Origin of the sequence: Microbacterium sp. Leaf151 (assembly GCF_001424225.1) — a bacterium.
Lineage (GTDB): Bacteria > Actinomycetota > Actinomycetes > Actinomycetales > Microbacteriaceae > Microbacterium.
This window is the reverse complement of sequence record NZ_LMOR01000004.1, coordinates 741,615-758,018: the sequence shown is the minus strand read 5'-3', so window position 1 is coordinate 758,018 and position 16,404 is coordinate 741,615. Positions and strand designations below refer to the sequence as shown.

The following is a 16,404-nucleotide window of genomic DNA, read 5'->3' as shown; positions in this document are numbered from 1 at the left end:
TCGTTTCCGGGGAGCGGGTGCGTGGGGCTCGGCGCTGGCGTCGGCGGCCTGGAGCTGGGGCGGGTCCCGGGTGCAGCCCGCGAGCGTGGGGCGGGGATCCCGACCGGGGCGACACGACGCGGGAGATCTGCGCACGAGGGAGCTCGGCGGGGCGCCTTAACGACGGATGACGGGCAACTTTCCCGCGTCGTGCTCGGGCTGTGGCTTTAAAGGCCCCGCAGCCTGCGTCGGGCGGCAGGAGCGGCGGCCCGACGTCGGCCTGCACCGGCAGAATGGAGAGGATGCCACGAGGGGAGGGCGCATGATCGTCGGAATCGGCGTCGACGTGGTCGACGTGCCGCGGTTCGCCGCGACCCTGGCGCGGACCCCACGACTTCTTCCGCGGCTGTTCGCCCCCGCCGAGCGCGTGCTCAAGCCCCGCTCGCTCGCCGCGCGGTACGCCGCGAAAGAGGCGCTGATCAAAGCGCTCGGCGGATCGGACGGGGTGCACTGGACCGACATCGAGGTCGCCTCCGAACCGTCGGGGCGCCCCATCTTCGCGCTGACCGGAGAGACCGCCGCCACCGTCGCCGGTCGGGGGATCACCGCCCTGCACCTGTCGATGTCGCACGACGCGGGACTCGCGACGGCGTACGTCATCGCCGAGGCAGCGTCCGGTGTACCCGCGCCGATGCGGGAGAACGCGGCGTCCGCCGTACCCGACACGGCGGCGGAGCCCTCGGCATCCGCCCCCGACACCGCCAGAGAGGACACCGCATGAGACTTCCGCGGGGAGTGCTGCGCGAAGCGCTCATCGACGTCGAAGCGATCACCGAGAACGTGCGGCACCTGCGCACGCTGACGGGCTCGCAGATCATCGCGGTGGTGAAGGCCGACGGCTACGGTCACGGTGCCCTCCGCACGGCCCTCGCGGCGCTCGAGGGCGGCGCGACGCGCATCGGCGTCTCCGACATCGACGAGGCGCTCGCCCTGCGACGAGCGGGCCTGCGCGCGCCGCTCTTCGCGTGGCTGCACGCGCCGGGGGCGTCGTTCGCCGAGGCCGCGCGGCACGACATCGAACTCGGCGTCTCCGATCTCGACCAGCTGCAGCGCGCCGGAGAGGCGTTCGCGGGTGGACGACCGGCGAGCGTCCACCTCAAGATCGAGACGGGACTGTCGCGCAACGGTATCGCCCCCGACCAGTGGCGGACCGTGTTCTCCGAGGCGGCGCGACTGGAACGCATCGGGCGCGTGCGGGTGATCGGGATCTTCTCGCACCTGTCCAACACCAGCCTCGACGACGATCGCGCGGCGCTCGCCCGCTTCGAAGAGGGCGTGGCGCTCGCCGCAGCCGCGGGACTGAACCCGCCGTTGCGGCACATCGCGGCGACGAACGCGGCGATCACCCTCCCCGAAGCACGGCTGGGGTGCGTGCGGATCGGAATCGGTCTGTACGGCGTCTCGCCCCTGGCCGACCGTACGGCCGCCGACCTGGGCCTGCGGCCGGCCATGACACTGCGCGGAGCAGTGGCCGCGGTGCGGCGCGTTCCCGCCGGCACCGGGGTATCGTACGGCTACGACTACCGCACAGAGCGCGACACGACCCTCGTGCTCGTACCGCTGGGCTACGCCGACGGCGTTCCCCGTCAGGCGTCGGGACGCGGACCGGTGTCGATCGGCGGTCGCCGCTTCACGGTCGCCGGTCGCATCGCGATGGACCAGTTCGTCGTCGACGTCGGCGATCACCCGGTCGCGCTGGGCGACGAGGTCGTGCTCTTCGGCGATCCGACCCTGGGGGCGCCCTCGGCTCGTGACTGGGCGGATGCCGCCGACACCATCGACTACGAGATCGTCACGCGCGTGGGTGCTCGCGTCCCCCGGCGGGAGGTCGACGCGTGAGCGTACCCGACGAGCTGCTGGGCACGCGCGAGATCGCAGAGCCCGCCGACATGCACGAACTGGGCCGCGCGATCGGCCGCGCTCTGGCGCCCGGAGACGTGGTCGTGCTCACCGGGCCCCTCGGCGCTGGCAAGACGACCCTGACGCGCGGGATCGGCGAGGGACTCGGCATCCGTGGTCCCGTTCAGAGCCCCACGTTCGTCATCGCCCGCACGCACCCCTCGCTGGTGGGCGGCACATCGCTGGTGCACGTGGACGCCTACCGGCTGGGAGCGGCGGTCGAGCTCGACGACCTCGACATCGACGTGGCGCATTCGGCCGTGATCGTGGAGTGGGGGCGAGGCGTCGCCGAACACCTGTCGGATGCGTGGTGGGAGATCGAGATCGACCGGCACCTCGGCGGCCGCGGCGTCGACAATGCGTGCGGTGAGATCGCCGTGCACACCGTCGAGCTTGACGTCGATGCGCCACGGACGGTGACGATCTCGCGTCGGCCCTGACCTGCCGACGGAACGATCAGCGCGTTCCGGTGCCCGCCGACTGCGGCTGCGCCCGGGTGGATCGCCCCGGCGGACGGTCGACCGCCCAGACGTCTCGGAGTGCCCGTAGCGTCTCGACGGGCTGCTCCACGTGGGCGAAGTGCCCGCTGTCGTCGAGCACGACGTCGTCGTAGTCGCGCAGCAACCGCCTCCAGGCGCGAGGGTCGCTCGCGGCGACGAAGACGTCGTGGCTGCCCCGCACCGACCGCACGGGGCACACGATGCGGCGCCAGACGCCATCGTCGTGCGTGCGCGAGACCCTCGCGGCCGCGAGGAACGCCGCCGGGCGGATCTCCGAGGCGAGGGCGTCGGTCAGGGAGCGGTCCACGCGGTCGGGATGCCGGAACAGCGGTCGTGCGAGGACGCGGAGCAGCCCGGTGCGCCGCAGCCCCCGCAGCAACGGACCCGAGACCGGCCCGATTGCGCGCAGCACCCGCATCGCCGCCACCATGCCAGCCAGCCACGGGAGGCGCACGGCACCCGAGAGCGGACGGCGGGTGACGGCCCGAGCGCCCGCTCCGCTCGGCGACACGACGCCGACGGCGACGGTCTCGCGGGGGAAGCGGGCGGCGATGTCGAGTGCGATGACTCCGCCGAGCGAGTGTCCGACCACCCGCCATCGCGGGTAGCCGAGGGCGCGCGCGACGGCCGCGATCGCGACGGCGAGCTCCGCCGGGTCGGGAACGGGGCCGGGCGTCTCGCCCCACCCCGGAAGGTCGACCGCGATCACATCGGACACACGTTTCGTGGACGCCGAGAGCATCGGCATCCACGTCGTCCAGGACCCTGCCGCCCCATGGAGCAGGACCGTGGCGACCGGACTACCCGAACCGCGACCCGCGTGGACGACGATGGGCCCTACGCCGGTGGGCACGACCACACGACGGAGGCCGAGCTGGGTGGCATCCATGGTCCTTCTTCGGAGCGGACGGCGCGAACGGATGCCGCCACGGGGCGGTGTCGGAGGGGCCGGATACCCTGGAACCGTGATCATCGGCATCGACACCTCGCTCGGCACCGCCGTCGCGGCGATCGCCCGCGACGGGGAGGTGCTCGCCGACGAGCAGAGCGCGAATCCCCTCGGCCACGCGGAGGTGATCGGCGACCTGTTGCGGCGGGCGACGGCGGTCGTTCCCGCTCCGACGCACGTTGCGATCGGCATGGGACCGGGGCCGTTCACCGGACTGCGCGTCGGCATCGCCGCCGCGCGGGTGTACGCGCTCGGACGCGGCGTTCCGGTGGTCCCCGTGCCCAGCCACGACGCCGTCGCCCTCGGCGTGCTGTTGGCCGATGCCCTGACCGGCGTCGACACCCCCCGCTTCGCCGTCGTCACCGACGCCCGTCGTCGCGAGTTCGCGTACAGCGTCTACGACGGGATCGACGACGACGGACTCCCCGTGCGCATTACGGATGCCGCGCTCAGCCCCCGTGACGACCTCGACGAACGGTTGGCCGATCTCGGAGCCGTGCGGATCGAGACCACGAGGGTCTCGGCCGCGATGATCGCGCTCGCCGCCGCGCGCGCCCTCGACGCCGGCCGTACCCTCGCCGACGGGGAACCGCTGTACCTGCGCAGCCCCGACGTGGTCGCCGCGCACGCACCGAAGCGGGTCAGCTGATGGCCACGCGTACCGCCACGGTCTCCGACCTCGACGCGATCATGGCGCTCGAGAACGCCTCGTTCCCGACCGACGCGTGGAGCGCGGCCATGATGCGCGAGGAGCTCGCCTCGCCGCACGGCTGGTACGTCGTCGTCGAAGAGGGGGAGCGCCTGGTCGGCTACGCGGGACTGCGCGCCGTGCGCGGGGCGCGAGATGCCGATGTGCAGACCATCGCCGTCTCAGCGACGGCGCGAGGCCGCGGTCGCGGCCGGGCGCTGCTGGGTGAACTGCTCGGCGAGGCCGTGCGCCGCGATGTGCATCAGGTGTTCCTCGAGGTGCGGGCGGACAACCCCGTCGCGCATGCGCTGTACGCCTCGGAGGGCTTCATCGAGGTGGGTCGCCGCCCGCGGTATTACCAGCCCGACGACGTCGACGCGATCGTCATGCAGCTCGATCTTCGGGGGTGGGCGGCCACCCGCTCCACCACCACCACGACCGGAAAGGGGTGGTGCTGATGAACGCGCCCCTCGTGCTCGGCATCGAGACCAGCTGCGACGAGACCGGCATCGGCATCGTCCGCGGCCGGCAGCTGCTCAGCAACACCATCGCTTCGAGCATGGACGAACACGCCCGGTACGGAGGTGTGGTTCCCGAGGTCGCCGCCCGCGCGCACCTCGAGGCCCTGCAGCCTTCCATCGACGCCGCCCTCGCCGAGGCCGGGGTGACCCTCGGAGACCTCGATGCCGTCGCCGTCACCAGTGGGCCCGGGCTCGCCGGCGCCCTGATGGTCGGTGTCGGGGCGGCGAAGGGGCTCGCCGTCGCGCTCGACAAGCCGCTCTACGCCGTGAATCATCTCGTCGGGCACATCGCGGCCGACATCCTCGACGCCGATGCCGGCGAGCTCGAGTACCCCACGGTCGCTCTGCTGGTCAGCGGTGGACACACCTCGCTGCTGCTGGTGCGCGACCTCACGAGCGATGTCGAACAGCTCGGCGAGACGATGGACGATGCCGCCGGAGAGGCCTTCGACAAGGTTGCGCGGCTGCTGAAGCTGCCGTACCCCGGCGGACCCGAGATCGATCGCGCCGCAGCGACCGGCGATCCCACCGCGATCCGATTCCCCCGCGGGCTGTCGCGGGCCTCCGACATGGCATCCCACCGCTACGACTTCTCGTTCTCGGGGCTGAAGACGGCCGTCGCGCGCTGGGTCGAGCAGCACGAGGCCGCGGGGCGGCCCGTGCCGGTGGCCGATGTCGCGGCCTCCTTCCGCGAGGCCGTCGTCGACGTGCTCGTCACCAAGGCCCTCGACGCGTGCGCGCGCCACGGTGTTCCCCGTCTGCTCCTCGGCGGAGGCGTCATCGCCAACAAACGTCTGCGCGACGTCGCCCTCGAGCGTGCCGGCGCCGCCGGCGTCGCCGTGCGCATCCCGCCCCTGCGCCTGTGCACCGACAACGGTGCGATGATCGCCGCGCTCGCCGCCGAGCTCATCGCCTCGGGTCGGCGCCCCTCGACTCTCGCGTTCGGCGCGGACTCGACCCTGCCGGTGACCGAGATCCAGGTCGCCGAGGATCCGGATGCCGAGCCCCCGATCCTCCGCGCCGAGTCGTCGCCGCGCGCCGGAGCGGCATCGTGACCGAGGTGCCGCCGCCGACGCGGCGCGCGCGCAAAGACACCACGGCATCCGGTGGCGACACGGCGGTGGGTGCGAGGGCCGAGGACTCCGCTCCGGCGGAGCCGGGGGCTGCATCGACCACCCGCACGATCGCGGCCCCGGGCGGGAGCCCGGCGGTGCCGGCCACCGCGGCATCCGGGGCGGCGGTGTCCGCCCCGTCGGTCCCGCCGTTCGACGACGACCCCGAACGCCTACCCACGGCCCAGCTCGAGATGGCCGCGTTCGGCGATCACCTCATCCCCTACGTGCCCCCGGTACCGCCCGCACCGCCGTCCCTGGCGCCGTGGGCGCTCGCGCTGGCGACCGTCGCGCTGCTGGGATCCCTGTTCACGGGGTGGCTCCTGCCGCTGGGGGTGACCGGCGTCATCTTCGCGACGCTGTCGCTCCGGCGGCCGCACGACAGTCGTCGGTCCGCCGTGTGGGCGTTGTGCCTCGCCGTGCTCTCGCTCGTCTTCAGTGTCGGCTGGCTCGTCTGGGGCTTCTCGCAGCTCGCCGTCGTCTGAGCGGGGTCGTGGCGGTGCGTCGCCGGTCTTCGCCGCGTGCGTCGCCGGGCTCCGCGGCGTGCGTCGTCGGGCTCCGCGGTGTGCGGCGGTGGCGGGGTGAGCCGTGCTCTCACACGCGATCGGCGAGCACGGCGAGGCGCTTGGACCCCACGCGCGTCACGATGAGCGTCGCCGATTCGTCTCCACGCAGCGAGAGCTTCTTGCGCAGGATGGCGGGGTCGATGTCGACGCCGCGCTTCTTGATCTCCAGCGTCCCGATGCCCCGTGCGCGCAAGGCCTGCGCGAGCTTCTTCGTGTCCACCGGGAGCTGCTCGCGCACCCGGAACGTCGAGACGAACGGGCTGGTGAGCGCCGCATCCGAGGTCAGATAGGCGATCCCGTCCGCCACCATCCCCGCGTCGAGGGCGCGGGCGACCTCGCCGATGAGCCGGGCGCGGATCACCGCCCCATCCGGCTCGTGCACGAAGGCGCCGAGCTCGCGCGCCTCGACGTCGGGACTGTCGGCGGGGGCGGTGAGCTCCCAGGCGTCACCGCTGCGCACCACGAGCGCCGCCCGCCGCACCCGCTCACGTGCCAGGGCGCCCGCCCACAGCACCAGCTCGATCGTGGAGCCGTCGGCGCTGATCCACTGGGCTTCGACGTCGTCGGGGATCTGCGTGCGGTCGAAGCCCGGGCCGAGCTTCACGCCGCCCGGGGTGCGCCGCAGCACATCGAAGACCCAGTCGAGCGACGGCGACCACTCCGCGGACGCCACCTGTCGCGTCTCCGCGTGGCCGGCGGTACGTCGTGCGGGGTCGAGCCACACGGCATCCGTTTCCGACAGATCGACGTCTTCCGCGCGTGCGTGGGCCACGGTCGCGGCCTCGCCGAAGGGCGCGAGGTTGTACGCGGCGATCGCGGCCGTCACCTCATCGGCGTCGACGGCGTGGACCCGGATGCCGAGACCGGCAAGGCCGAGCGCGTCGCCGCCGATTCCGCAGCCCAGGTCGGCGACGCTCATCATCCCGGCGTCGCGGAACCGCCCCGCATGACGGGCGGCGATCGACAGGCGCGTCGCCTGTTCGAGCCCCGCGCGGGTGAACAGCATCCGGTCGGCGAACGGGCCGAACTTCGCCGCCGCCCGCACCCGGAGGCGGGCCTGCCCCACGACGGCGGCGACCAGGTCGGGGGAGTGTCCAGCCGCCCTGAGCCGCGAGACGGCGCGCGCCGCGTCGTCGGTCGAGGCGAGGGGGCCGATGCCGTCGAGCAGGCGGAGGCCCTCGGGGGTCAGCAGGGCGGTGAGCTCGGCGGTGTCCACCGAACCAGCCTAGGCGCGCCAATCCACGGGGCCGGGCGGGGCGGCGGGGTGCGGACCCTTCGACGGGCTCAGGGTCCTGCGGCGGCGGGGTCTTATGCATGGGGTGGGGCACGTCGACGGGCTCGGGTTTTTCGGCGGGGCCTGTACTCCTCCGCAGGGTCGGACCCTTCGACGAGCTCAGGGTCCTTCAGCGTCGGGGCCTTTACCCGTGGGGTAGGGCCCGTCGCAGACTCGGGGTCTGAGGTGGCTGCGCTCGTCGAAGCCACCGGGCCCGAGCGGCGGATATCCCCGCGGTCCCCCTCCCCCTCCCCAGAAACCCCGGGGTCCCCCCTACCCGATACCGGGGAGGCCCCCGATGCCGGATATGCGGGCCGTTCTTACTCTCGAAGAACGAACAGTACTGCGGGCCGCGGCCCGAGAATGGGATGGAAGAAATGCCTACCACCGGCGACATCAACAACTCGCTCAACACGGCCGTCGCGGACTCGCTCAACGAGACCAATGAGGACAACTCGGTCAACGTCGACCTCGGGGCCACGGACTCGTTCAACGAGACCAACACCGAGACCGTCACCAACGACACCACGATCGGTGTGGACGGATCTTTCAACGAGGGTTCGAACAACGAGTCGACCGTCATCACCGACTCCGGCAACGACAACTCGGACAACTCGGACAACTCCGTCGACCTCGACTGGACCGAGGGCTCGTACAACGAGTACACCGACGCCTCCAGCACCGACAACTCGGTGAACGCGGGCGTCCGCGAGTACAACACCGGCGTCTGGGGCGGCGCGGGTTCGTCCTCGGCGGCGGCTGCAGGCTCTGGCCACACCGAGATCTGGAGCAGCTCCACGATCGTCGACCAGTCGGTCAACCAGAACCTCGCGGTCGACGGCGGTGTCGACCAGTCGTTCGACAACTCCTCGGTCACCGCTTCGGGTGAAGGCTCGATCGCAGCTGGCGGCAACGTCGACTGGGACTACTCGGTCGACGAGTCCAGCAACTTCAGCGCCGGCGGCGACATCAACATCGGCAACGAGACCACGATCACCACGATCACGGACTCGATGAACGAGTACAACCTGGACTACTCGTACACCGACAGCTCCACCGTCATCGACGTCACCGACTCGTTCAACGACTTCTCGGAGAACTACTCGGCCGACGGCTCGTTCAACACCTCCGAGGTGTTCGAGAGCGACACCGCGATCGACGTCGACATCACCGCGGTCGTGGACAGCTTCAACACCGCCGACCTCAACCTGCCCCTGGCCTGAGCCTCTTCGTAAAGTAAGGAACCAACATCATGGTGTGGAACATCGGTGACGTGAACGACTCGGGTAACGAGGGCTGGGTCAACGTCGGTAACGAGACCAACTCGGACAACAGCAACAACCTGGGCCTCACGCTCGAGAACGTCGGCAATGTCGACAACTCGTCCGAGGAGACCAACACGTCGGAGACGACGATCGTCGACTCCGGCAACATCGACTCCGGCAACACGGACTGGAGCATCGACGGCTCGTTCAACGACAACTCCGACAACTCGGACAACTCGGTGGACGCCGTCGTGACGGTCGACTCGCACAACTCCTACTGGGACGAGTCCACCGAGGACAACTCCACCAACGCGGGTGTCCGCGAGTACAACACGGGCTTCTCCGGCTGGAGCGGTGCGGGTGGCGGCGGCAACGCCTCGATCTACAGCCAGTCGACCATCGTCGACCAGTCGGTCAACCAGAACGTCCTCGGTGGCGGAATCACCCAGGACTTCAGCAGCAGCGCCGTGACCGCCTCGGGTGAGGGCGCCGTGGCCGCCGGCGGCGACGTCTCGATCTCGCGCTCGCTGGACGCGTCGACCAACTTCGACGCCGAGGGCGACATCAACATCGACAACACCACCGAGATCACCACGTGGGACAACGTGGGCAACACGACCGACATCTCGGTCGAGCTCACGGACAACTCGCAGGACTGGTCGATCGACAACTCGTACAACGACGAGTCCGTCAACGTCGACCTGACCGACTCGTTCAACGACGACTTCAGCTCGACCGAGTCGCAGGACTGGACGATCAACGCCGACGTCATCTGGGGCTCCGGCAACTCCGAGGTCGTGGACGTGCAGCTCCCCGACGCCGATCTCGACGCCTGAGTCGCCATCCGTACCCACGGAAGCGTCTGAACGGTAGCCCTGGGCGGGTTCTCCCGCCCGGGGCTATCGTCGTTCCCAGATCCTTCGACGTCGAAGAGGCGTCGGCCCGACCGAGAGGTTCCCCGCGTGTCCGCACCGGCCCAGCCCACCACGTCTCCCGCGCCGAACGGTGCCGCCGAGGACGGGAGGAAGAGCCCGGCGCCGGCAGCCGAACTGGCAGCCCTCGTCGAACGGGCGCGCAAGTACTCCGGAGTCCTCGGGCGTGAGGACCTGGTCGAGAAGCTGACGAGCACCCGTGCCCGGCTGCAGGACCCGCACGTGCGCGTGGTCATCGTCGGGCAGTTCAAGCAGGGCAAGAGCAAGTTGGTCAACGCCCTCATCAACGCCCCCGCCTGCGCCGTCGACGACGACATCGCCACCAGCGTGCCGACCTCCGTGGGCTACGCCGAGGAGCCATCCGCGACCGTGCTCGTGAAACGCGAGAGCGGAGAGTCGCACGAGGTCCGCCGCGTCGACATCCCCTTCGAACGTCTCTCCGATTACGTCACCTCCCGCGCCGATGACGAGCAGGACGGTGACGTGGTGGGCGCCGAGGTGCTGCTGCCGCGCGAGATCCTCAAAGGGGGTCTGCGCATCGTGGACTCGCCCGGAGTCGGCGGGCTCGAATCGACCCGCTCCCTCGCCACCCTCGCCGCCCTCACGACCGCGCACGCCGTGCTTCTGGTCTCCGACGCGTCGCAGGAGTACACCGAGCCCGAGATCCAGTTCCTGCGCCACGCGATGCGCATCTCGCCGAACGTCGCGGCGGTGCTGTCGAAGACCGATCTCTACCCCGAGTGGCGCGAGATCCAGCGCGTCGACGAGAAGCATCTGAACGAGCTGGGCGTCGACATCGACGACGTCCCCGTTTTCGCCGTCTCGAGCGACCTGCGGTTGCTGGCCGCCGAGCAGCAGGACCGCGAACTCAACGACGAGTCCGGCTTCCCCGAGCTCGTGGCGCATCTGCGCCGCGACGTGCTCGGCAAGGCGGAGGACCTGAACCGCCGCGCCGCCGTGCACGACCTGCTGACCGTGTCGGACCAGCTCTCGCTGGCGGTGAAGACCGAGCTCAACGCCCTGCTGCACCCCGAGGACACACCGGGCATGATCGCGCGACTCGAGGATGCCAAGGCCAAGGCCGACGATTTCCGCAGCCGCACGTCCCGCTGGCAGGTCACGCTCTCCGACGGTATCGCCGACCTGATCTCCGACACCGAGCACGACCTGCGCGACCGCCTCCGCAAGGTGCAGCGCGAGGGTGAGACCGCCATCGACGAGGGCGACCCGGGCCCCATCTGGGACCAGATCGCCGAGTGGGTCGACCAGCGGGTGAACGCCGCCGTCTCCGAGACGTTCGTCTGGACCAACGAGCGGTCCCAGTGGTTGGCCGAGCAGGTGGCCGACGAGTTCCGCATGGGCGAGGGCTCGATCCCCCTGATCGACGTCGCCGGCACCGACGGCCTGCTCGACCCGGTCGAGGAGCTGCAGCACCTCGACGACGGCAAGATGGGCGCCGCCGAGAAGATCTACATCGGCGTGCGCGGCTCCTACGGCGGCGTGCTGATGGTGGGACTCGCCACCAGCATCGTCGGCCTCTCGCTCATCAACCCGCTGTCGCTGCTCGCCGGCGTCCTGGTGGGTCGCCGCGCCTTCCGCGAAGACATGTCCTCGCGACTGCTGCGTCGGCAGAACGAGGCGAAGAACCTCCTGCGTCGTCACATCGAAGACACCGTCTTCCAGGTGGGCAAGCAGCTGAAGGACCGTCTGCGCGTCGTCCAGCGCACCGCCCGCGACCACTTCGGCTCGATCGCCGAAGAACTGCACCGTTCGCTCAGCGACTCGGTGCTGGTGGCCAAGCAGGCCGCGGCGACCTACACCGCCGACCGCGACAAGCGCATCACCACCCTGCAGGCGCAGCTGCGCGACATCGAGGCCCTTCGCGGCCGCATCCCCACGGCTGAGCTCGAGGCGGCACGCCCCGCCCGCGCGGCGGTCGGGCAGTGAGCGCCGGGCTGCCGGAGGTCGCCCGCATCGTCGACGACGCCCTGAGCGCGTACGCCGATGACGCGGCCGCGGTCGAGGTGCTGGAGTCGTTCCGCGCGCGGCTGCGCGAGCCCCTGCGCCTGGCCGTGGCCGGCATCGTCAAAGCGGGCAAGTCGACCCTGCTGAACGCCCTCATCGGCGAGCGGATCGCCCCGACCGACGCGGGGGAGTGCACGCGCACGATCACGTGGTACCGCTACGGATCGACCGCGCGCGTGGATCTGCGCCTGCACGACGGCCGTCGGATCTCGCGTCCGGTGCGCCGGCACGAGGGGCGCCTGGTGCTGGACATGGGCGGGTTCACCGCCGAAGAGGTCGCCTGGATCGATGTGGCGTGGCCGAGCGAGAGCCTCCGTTCCACGGTCCTCATCGACACCCCCGGCATCGCCTCGCTCACCGTGGAGAACTCGGCGCGATCGACCGACTTCTTCATCCCGAAAGACACCCCGACGGCGGCGGATGCCATCATCTACCTGCTCCGCCACGTGCACGCCGAAGACCTCAAGTTCCTTGAGGCCTTCCGCGACACCGCCGCGGGGGAGTCGCAGACCGTCAACGCCCTGGCCGTCCTCTCCCGCGCCGACGAGATCGGCTCGGGCCGCATCGACTCGCTGCTGTCGGCGGCCAAGATCGCCGACCGGTACCGTCGCGACGGCGAATTGCGTGCCCTGGCGCTCGACGTGGTGCCGGTGGCGGGCCTCCTCGCCGAGGGGGGACGCACGCTCCGCGAGAGCGAGTTCATCGCCCTCCGTCACATCGCGCTGATGGACCGCGCGACGCGCGACAAGCTGCTGCTGACCGTCGACCGCTTCACTCGCGCAACCGACGACACCGCCCTGAGCGTGGAGATACGCCGCGGCCTGCTGCGTCGCTTCGGCCTGTTCGGAGTGCGGCTGGCGGCGGCGCTCATCCGCGGCGGGGCGACCACGTCGTCGGCTCTGTCCGACCGGCTCGTGCAGCAGAGCGGCCTGGTCGAGGTGCAGCGCTTCGTCGAGGACCAGTTCCGCGGTCGCGCCTTCGCGCTGAAGGCGCGCGGCATCCTGCACAGTGTCGAACGTCTCGTTCGCGAGCGCCCGCGCCCGCACACCGCCGGGCTGCTGGCTTCCATCGAGCGACTCACGGCGCAGAGCCACGATCTGCGGGAGCTGTCGCTGCTGGCGGAGCTGCGCACCGCCCCGCCCGAAATCGACGCCGAGGCACTCGCCGAGGCGGAGCGGATCGTGGGCGGGTCAGGACTCGCGCCCGCGCGTCGGTTGGGTCTCGGCGACGATGCGGCACCTCCCGCGCAGCGTGAGCGTATCGACGGCCTGCTCGCGCACTGGCACTCCCTCGCGGAGTCGCCCCTGACCGATCGCCACACCGCCGACCTGTGCCGCGGCGTGGTCCGCAGCGTCGAGGGTGCGGCATCCGATCTGCTCGGACCCGACGCGACCGGTGACGCCGACCGCGGTGTCGCGTCGGACGCGGTGCTCTCGCGCGGACCTGCCTGACGTGTGGATCGCGGCGTTGTCTGACCGCTTTGTGACGCCGCTCCGTGTCGCTCGTTTGTGCCGATGACGCGGACGCTCGCATCTGATTCGACGACGTCGCCGGTAATGGTCTCGAGCTCGTCGAGTTCGAGGACGCGGGCCGCCGAGCTGCAGCATCGTTTGCCTCCTGACCACTGAGTCGGGGGATGACAGGTGCGACCTCGATCGGCAGCCGCGCTGCGCTACGGTGGTCGTGACAGCGCCTAGGGTTCCGGGACGATTCATCGTCCGCCTGGTTCGAGCGGCGCCACGGCCCTCGCCGCCATCGGCGGGCCGTCATCTCAAGGGATAGAAGCCTGGAGGACCCCTGTGTCGCGCCCTCGCGGCCGGATCGGGTCCTCTGATGTCTGCCTTCGTCCTCTTCCTCGTCCTCGCCGCGGCCGTGTGCCACTCGGGGTGGAACATCCTCGCCCACCGCGTAAGCGGTCTCGGGTTGCCGTTCCTCTGGTGGGGAGCTCTGGCGAGCACGGTGCTGTGGGTTCCGGTGATCCCGTTCACTGGCGGCTTGGGGTCGGGCGGCGATGTCGTATCCGGTCTCGCGATCGGTGCCGTGACCTCCGGCGTACTGCACGTGGTCTACATGCTCGTCCTGCAGCAGGGCTACGCCCGGGGCCGCCTGTCGACCGTGTACGCGACGGCGCGCGGAACGGGTCCGGCGCTGAGCGCGATCTTGGCCGTGCTCCTGCTGGGCGAGCGGATCTCGGCCGTCGCCGTCGTCGGCATCGTCGTGATCGTGGTCGCCGTCGTCGGGACCGGGCTGATCGATCCAGGCCGGATGCCCTCGGGGACCAGGCGAGCGCGCATCGACCCGAGCGTCCTGTATGGAGCGCTCACCGGTGTGGCGATCGCGGCGTACACGATCTGGGATGCGCACGTGATCCGCTCCTGGGACCTCTCCCCGGTCGCCTTCATGGTCGGCTGCACCGCCGTGGAGGTGGTGCTCTACACGCTCGCCCTCCGCAGGCGCGGGCACGAGCTCGTCATGGTCGCACGGGCGCACTGGCCGCGCATCCTCCTCTTCGGAGTGCTGTCGCCGCTCTCCTACATCCTGGTCCTCACCGCCGTCACGATGGCGCCGGTCGCGCTCGTCGCGCCGGTACGGGAAGTGAGCGTGGTGCTCGTCTCGCTGTTCGGCGCGCTCGTGCTGAGGGAGGGCTTCGCGGCGCGCCGCGTCGCGGCGTCGATCGTGGTCGTCGTCGGCGTGCTGCTCCTGGCGATCTGAGTCGCGTGGGCCTGCTCAGACGCCGACGGGCCGGATGAAATGGTCGCCGTCGCGGCGGCGTCCGGTAGCGGAGACGGTGAACCGGACGATGTCGCTGCGATAGCGGTCGTCGGAGGCCTCGAAGGTCCGGCCGGCGGCGTCGCGCGTGACGCGATGAAGGCGCAGCACCGGCGAGCCCGGGGCGAGTTCGAGCAGTCGGGCGTCGGTGTCGTCGGCCGCGACGGCGTCGATCTCGTGATCGACCTCGGCCGATTTCCAGCCGCGTGATTCGAGGAACTCGGTGATCGAGATCGTGTCGAGGTCGACGTCGAAGAGGTTGCGGCCTGCGGGCTCGATGAAGGTGAGGCGCTCGAGCATGGTCGGCCGCCCGTCGAGGGAGCGCAGGCGTAGGACGTCGACGACCAGGTCGCCGGGCTCGATCCCGAGCAGTGCCGCCTGGTCGTCGTCGGAGCGGCGGAGCGAGACCTGCTGCGTGACAGCGCCCGGTCGGGCTCCCATGGTGCGCGCCCACCGGGTGAAGGGGATCGAGACGTCGACGGCCTGCTGGGTCTTGCGTTCGATGACCCGGCTCGGCCGGCCCCGTGTCGTCTCGATGAGGCCCTCGCTGCGCAGGGCCGCCAGTGCGTTCCGGATCGGGCCGCGGGAGGTGTCCCACTTCGCCGCGAGTTCGCCCTCAGTCGGTACCTCGTCGCCGGGGGCGAGGCGCCCGCTCGCGATCGCCCGACGCAGGTCGTCGGCAATCGTCTTGTACATCACCTCTGCCACATAGGCACCTTACGGGCCGGAAGCCTGCAGGGGCCGCTGACGAGCCGGACAGTAGGGAAATGCGAAGAAGATCCGCACGAGTCGGTTTCCTAAGTTGGGTTAACACGTCGTGAATAATAGGCACGTAGGTATACACCGCTGCTTGAGATGCGGCAATGTTCCTGTCGTCCCCTTTGACATCCCTCCTCCTCCTGCTTGAAAGGCGATCATGAACACCCGCGCACGTATCTCGATCGCGACGCTCGCCGTCGCCAGTGCCCTCACGCTCCTGGCCGGCTGCTCCGGCGCCTCCACTGCCGCCGGGACGGACTCCGCCGACGCGGGCGCCGGCTACGCCGTCGACTCCGACACCCTCGTCTTCGGCGTCGTCCCCGACTCGGTCGACACCGAGACCAACTACCAGCCGCTGATGGACTACATCGCGCAGGAGACCGGCAAGACCGTCGAGTACAACGAGTCGACCGACTACGCGGCCCTCATCGAGGCGGCCATCGCCGGCCAGGTCGACGTCGCCTCCTTCTCGGGCTTCACCTACGTAACGGCAGTCAACAACGGCGCCCAGCTCACTCCGATCTCCTCGATCACCACGGCGGAGGGCCAGGAGCCGGGCTACTACTCCGAGGCGATCGTCCCCAAGGGCAGCACCATCACGGATCTCGCCGGGATGAAGGGCAAGAAGGTCTGCTTCGTCGACCCGTCCTCCACCTCCGGTTACCTCTTCCCCTCCTACAACCTGATCGAGGCCGGCATCGACCCCGAGACCGACATCACGCCGGTCTTCGCGGGCAAGCACGACGTCAGCGTCCAGAAGGTGGGCGAGGGCGTCGAGTGCGAGGCTGGCTTCGCCGAGGACAGCGAGGTCGAGAAGTCCGACAAGGTCGACGTCATCGCCAAGACCATGGTCCCCGGTGCCCCGATCGTCGAGTCGGACACCCTCCCGGACGACGTCAAGGAGCAACTGCGCGACATCCTCGGCGAGGTCACCATCGACGACATCATCGCCTCCGGCGTCGAGTCGGCCGACACCGACGGCTTCCGCAGCGTCTTCTACGCGACCACCCCGGTCGACGACGCCTACTACGACCAGATCCGCGACATCTGCGAGGTCACCAACGCCACGCAGTGTCAGAAGTAGCCGACCGGCGACGCTAACGAACC

The 16,404-nt window shown here is 70.4% G+C and carries 16 protein-coding genes; 13 read left to right on the top strand and 3 right to left on the bottom strand.

From position 1 onward, the window contains the following. Positions 1-301: 301 nt before the first annotated feature. From ASF76_RS14195 to tsaE, 3 genes are read left to right on the top strand one after another with little or no spacing between them, the layout of a single operon-like run. A complete protein-coding gene (locus ASF76_RS14195; protein WP_055959139.1) occupies positions 302-760 on the top strand; it encodes a holo-ACP synthase in 459 nt (152 codons plus the stop codon). After that, complete coding sequence (gene alr / locus ASF76_RS14190) at positions 757-1,878, top strand: alanine racemase (protein ID WP_055959135.1); 1,122 nt, start codon at positions 757-759, stop codon at positions 1,876-1,878. The genes ASF76_RS14195 and alr overlap by 4 nt, the downstream gene beginning before the upstream one ends. Continuing rightward, entirely contained in the window at positions 1,875-2,378 is a 504-nt protein-coding gene (gene tsaE, locus ASF76_RS14185) for a tRNA (adenosine(37)-N6)-threonylcarbamoyltransferase complex ATPase subunit type 1 TsaE (protein ID WP_055959132.1), read from the top strand. The genes alr and tsaE overlap by 4 nt, the downstream gene beginning before the upstream one ends. Before the next feature lie 16 nt (positions 2,379-2,394). On the opposite strand, the gene ASF76_RS14180 is transcribed toward tsaE, so the two are convergent. Next, positions 2,395-3,327 carry an alpha/beta fold hydrolase gene (locus tag ASF76_RS14180; protein WP_055959129.1) on the bottom strand — a complete coding sequence of 311 codons (933 nt, stop codon included), beginning with the start codon at positions 3,325-3,327 and terminating at the stop codon, positions 2,395-2,397. 76 nt (positions 3,328-3,403) lie between these two features. Between ASF76_RS14180 and tsaB the strand changes: the two genes are divergently transcribed. Genes tsaB through ASF76_RS14160 form a run of 4 tightly spaced genes read left to right on the top strand, consistent with a single transcriptional unit; the run spans position 3,404 to position 6,193 of the window. Then, complete coding sequence (gene tsaB / locus ASF76_RS14175; RefSeq protein WP_055959126.1) at positions 3,404-4,036, top strand: tRNA (adenosine(37)-N6)-threonylcarbamoyltransferase complex dimerization subunit type 1 TsaB; 633 nt, start codon at positions 3,404-3,406, stop codon at positions 4,034-4,036. After that, positions 4,036-4,533 carry a ribosomal protein S18-alanine N-acetyltransferase gene (gene rimI / locus ASF76_RS14170; protein ID WP_055959122.1) on the top strand — a complete coding sequence of 166 codons (498 nt, stop codon included), beginning with the start codon at positions 4,036-4,038 and terminating at the stop codon, positions 4,531-4,533. Before tsaB ends, rimI begins: the two co-directional genes overlap by 1 nt. Continuing rightward, positions 4,533-5,651, top strand: coding sequence for a tRNA (adenosine(37)-N6)-threonylcarbamoyltransferase complex transferase subunit TsaD (gene tsaD, locus ASF76_RS14165; RefSeq protein WP_156459268.1), 1,119 nt, complete (start codon positions 4,533-4,535; stop codon positions 5,649-5,651). The genes rimI and tsaD overlap by 1 nt, the downstream gene beginning before the upstream one ends. After that, positions 5,648-6,193 carry a hypothetical protein gene (locus ASF76_RS14160; RefSeq protein ID WP_055959119.1) on the top strand — a complete coding sequence of 182 codons (546 nt, stop codon included), beginning with the start codon at positions 5,648-5,650 and terminating at the stop codon, positions 6,191-6,193. Before tsaD ends, ASF76_RS14160 begins: the two co-directional genes overlap by 4 nt. A 109-nt stretch (positions 6,194-6,302) precedes the next feature. Here ASF76_RS14160 and ASF76_RS14155 read toward each other — a convergent pair whose 3' ends face one another. Next, on the bottom strand, positions 6,303-7,490 hold the full coding sequence (locus ASF76_RS14155; RefSeq protein WP_055959115.1) for a class I SAM-dependent methyltransferase: 1,188 nt from the start codon (positions 7,488-7,490) through the stop codon (positions 6,303-6,305). 434 nt (positions 7,491-7,924) lie between these two features. Between ASF76_RS14155 and ASF76_RS14150 the strand changes: the two genes are divergently transcribed. The 5 genes from ASF76_RS14150 (at position 7,925) to ASF76_RS14130 (ending at position 14,481) form a co-directional block, all read left to right on the top strand. Then, the gene (locus tag ASF76_RS14150) at positions 7,925-8,770 is read left to right on the top strand and encodes a hypothetical protein (RefSeq protein ID WP_055959111.1); all 846 of its coding nucleotides are present in this window, start codon (positions 7,925-7,927) and stop codon (positions 8,768-8,770) included. Between the two features lie 29 nt (positions 8,771-8,799). Further along, on the top strand, positions 8,800-9,648 hold the full coding sequence (locus tag ASF76_RS14145; RefSeq protein ID WP_055959107.1) for a hypothetical protein: 849 nt from the start codon (positions 8,800-8,802) through the stop codon (positions 9,646-9,648). A 126-nt stretch (positions 9,649-9,774) separates the two neighbouring features. Continuing rightward, positions 9,775-11,691 (top strand): dynamin family protein, encoded by a 1,917-nt coding sequence (locus ASF76_RS14140; protein WP_082485101.1) that lies wholly within the window; start codon positions 9,775-9,777, stop codon positions 11,689-11,691. Then, on the top strand, positions 11,688-13,220 hold the full coding sequence (locus ASF76_RS14135; RefSeq protein WP_082485099.1) for a dynamin family protein: 1,533 nt from the start codon (positions 11,688-11,690) through the stop codon (positions 13,218-13,220). Before ASF76_RS14140 ends, ASF76_RS14135 begins: the two co-directional genes overlap by 4 nt. A gap of 382 nt (positions 13,221-13,602) precedes the next feature. Then, positions 13,603-14,481: an EamA family transporter gene (locus ASF76_RS14130; protein ID WP_055959104.1), complete on the top strand. Its 879-nt coding sequence runs from the start codon at positions 13,603-13,605 to the stop codon at positions 14,479-14,481. A 15-nt stretch (positions 14,482-14,496) separates the two neighbouring features. Here ASF76_RS14130 and ASF76_RS14125 read toward each other — a convergent pair whose 3' ends face one another. Continuing rightward, positions 14,497-15,246: a GntR family transcriptional regulator gene (locus ASF76_RS14125; RefSeq protein ID WP_235561311.1), complete on the bottom strand. Its 750-nt coding sequence runs from the start codon at positions 15,244-15,246 to the stop codon at positions 14,497-14,499. Positions 15,247-15,454: 208 nt separating this feature from the next. On the opposite strand from ASF76_RS14125, the gene ASF76_RS14120 reads away from it, so the two are divergent. Beyond that, positions 15,455-16,381 carry a phosphate/phosphite/phosphonate ABC transporter substrate-binding protein gene (locus tag ASF76_RS14120; protein WP_055959101.1) on the top strand — a complete coding sequence of 309 codons (927 nt, stop codon included), beginning with the start codon at positions 15,455-15,457 and terminating at the stop codon, positions 16,379-16,381. Positions 16,382-16,404 lie beyond the last annotated feature (23 nt).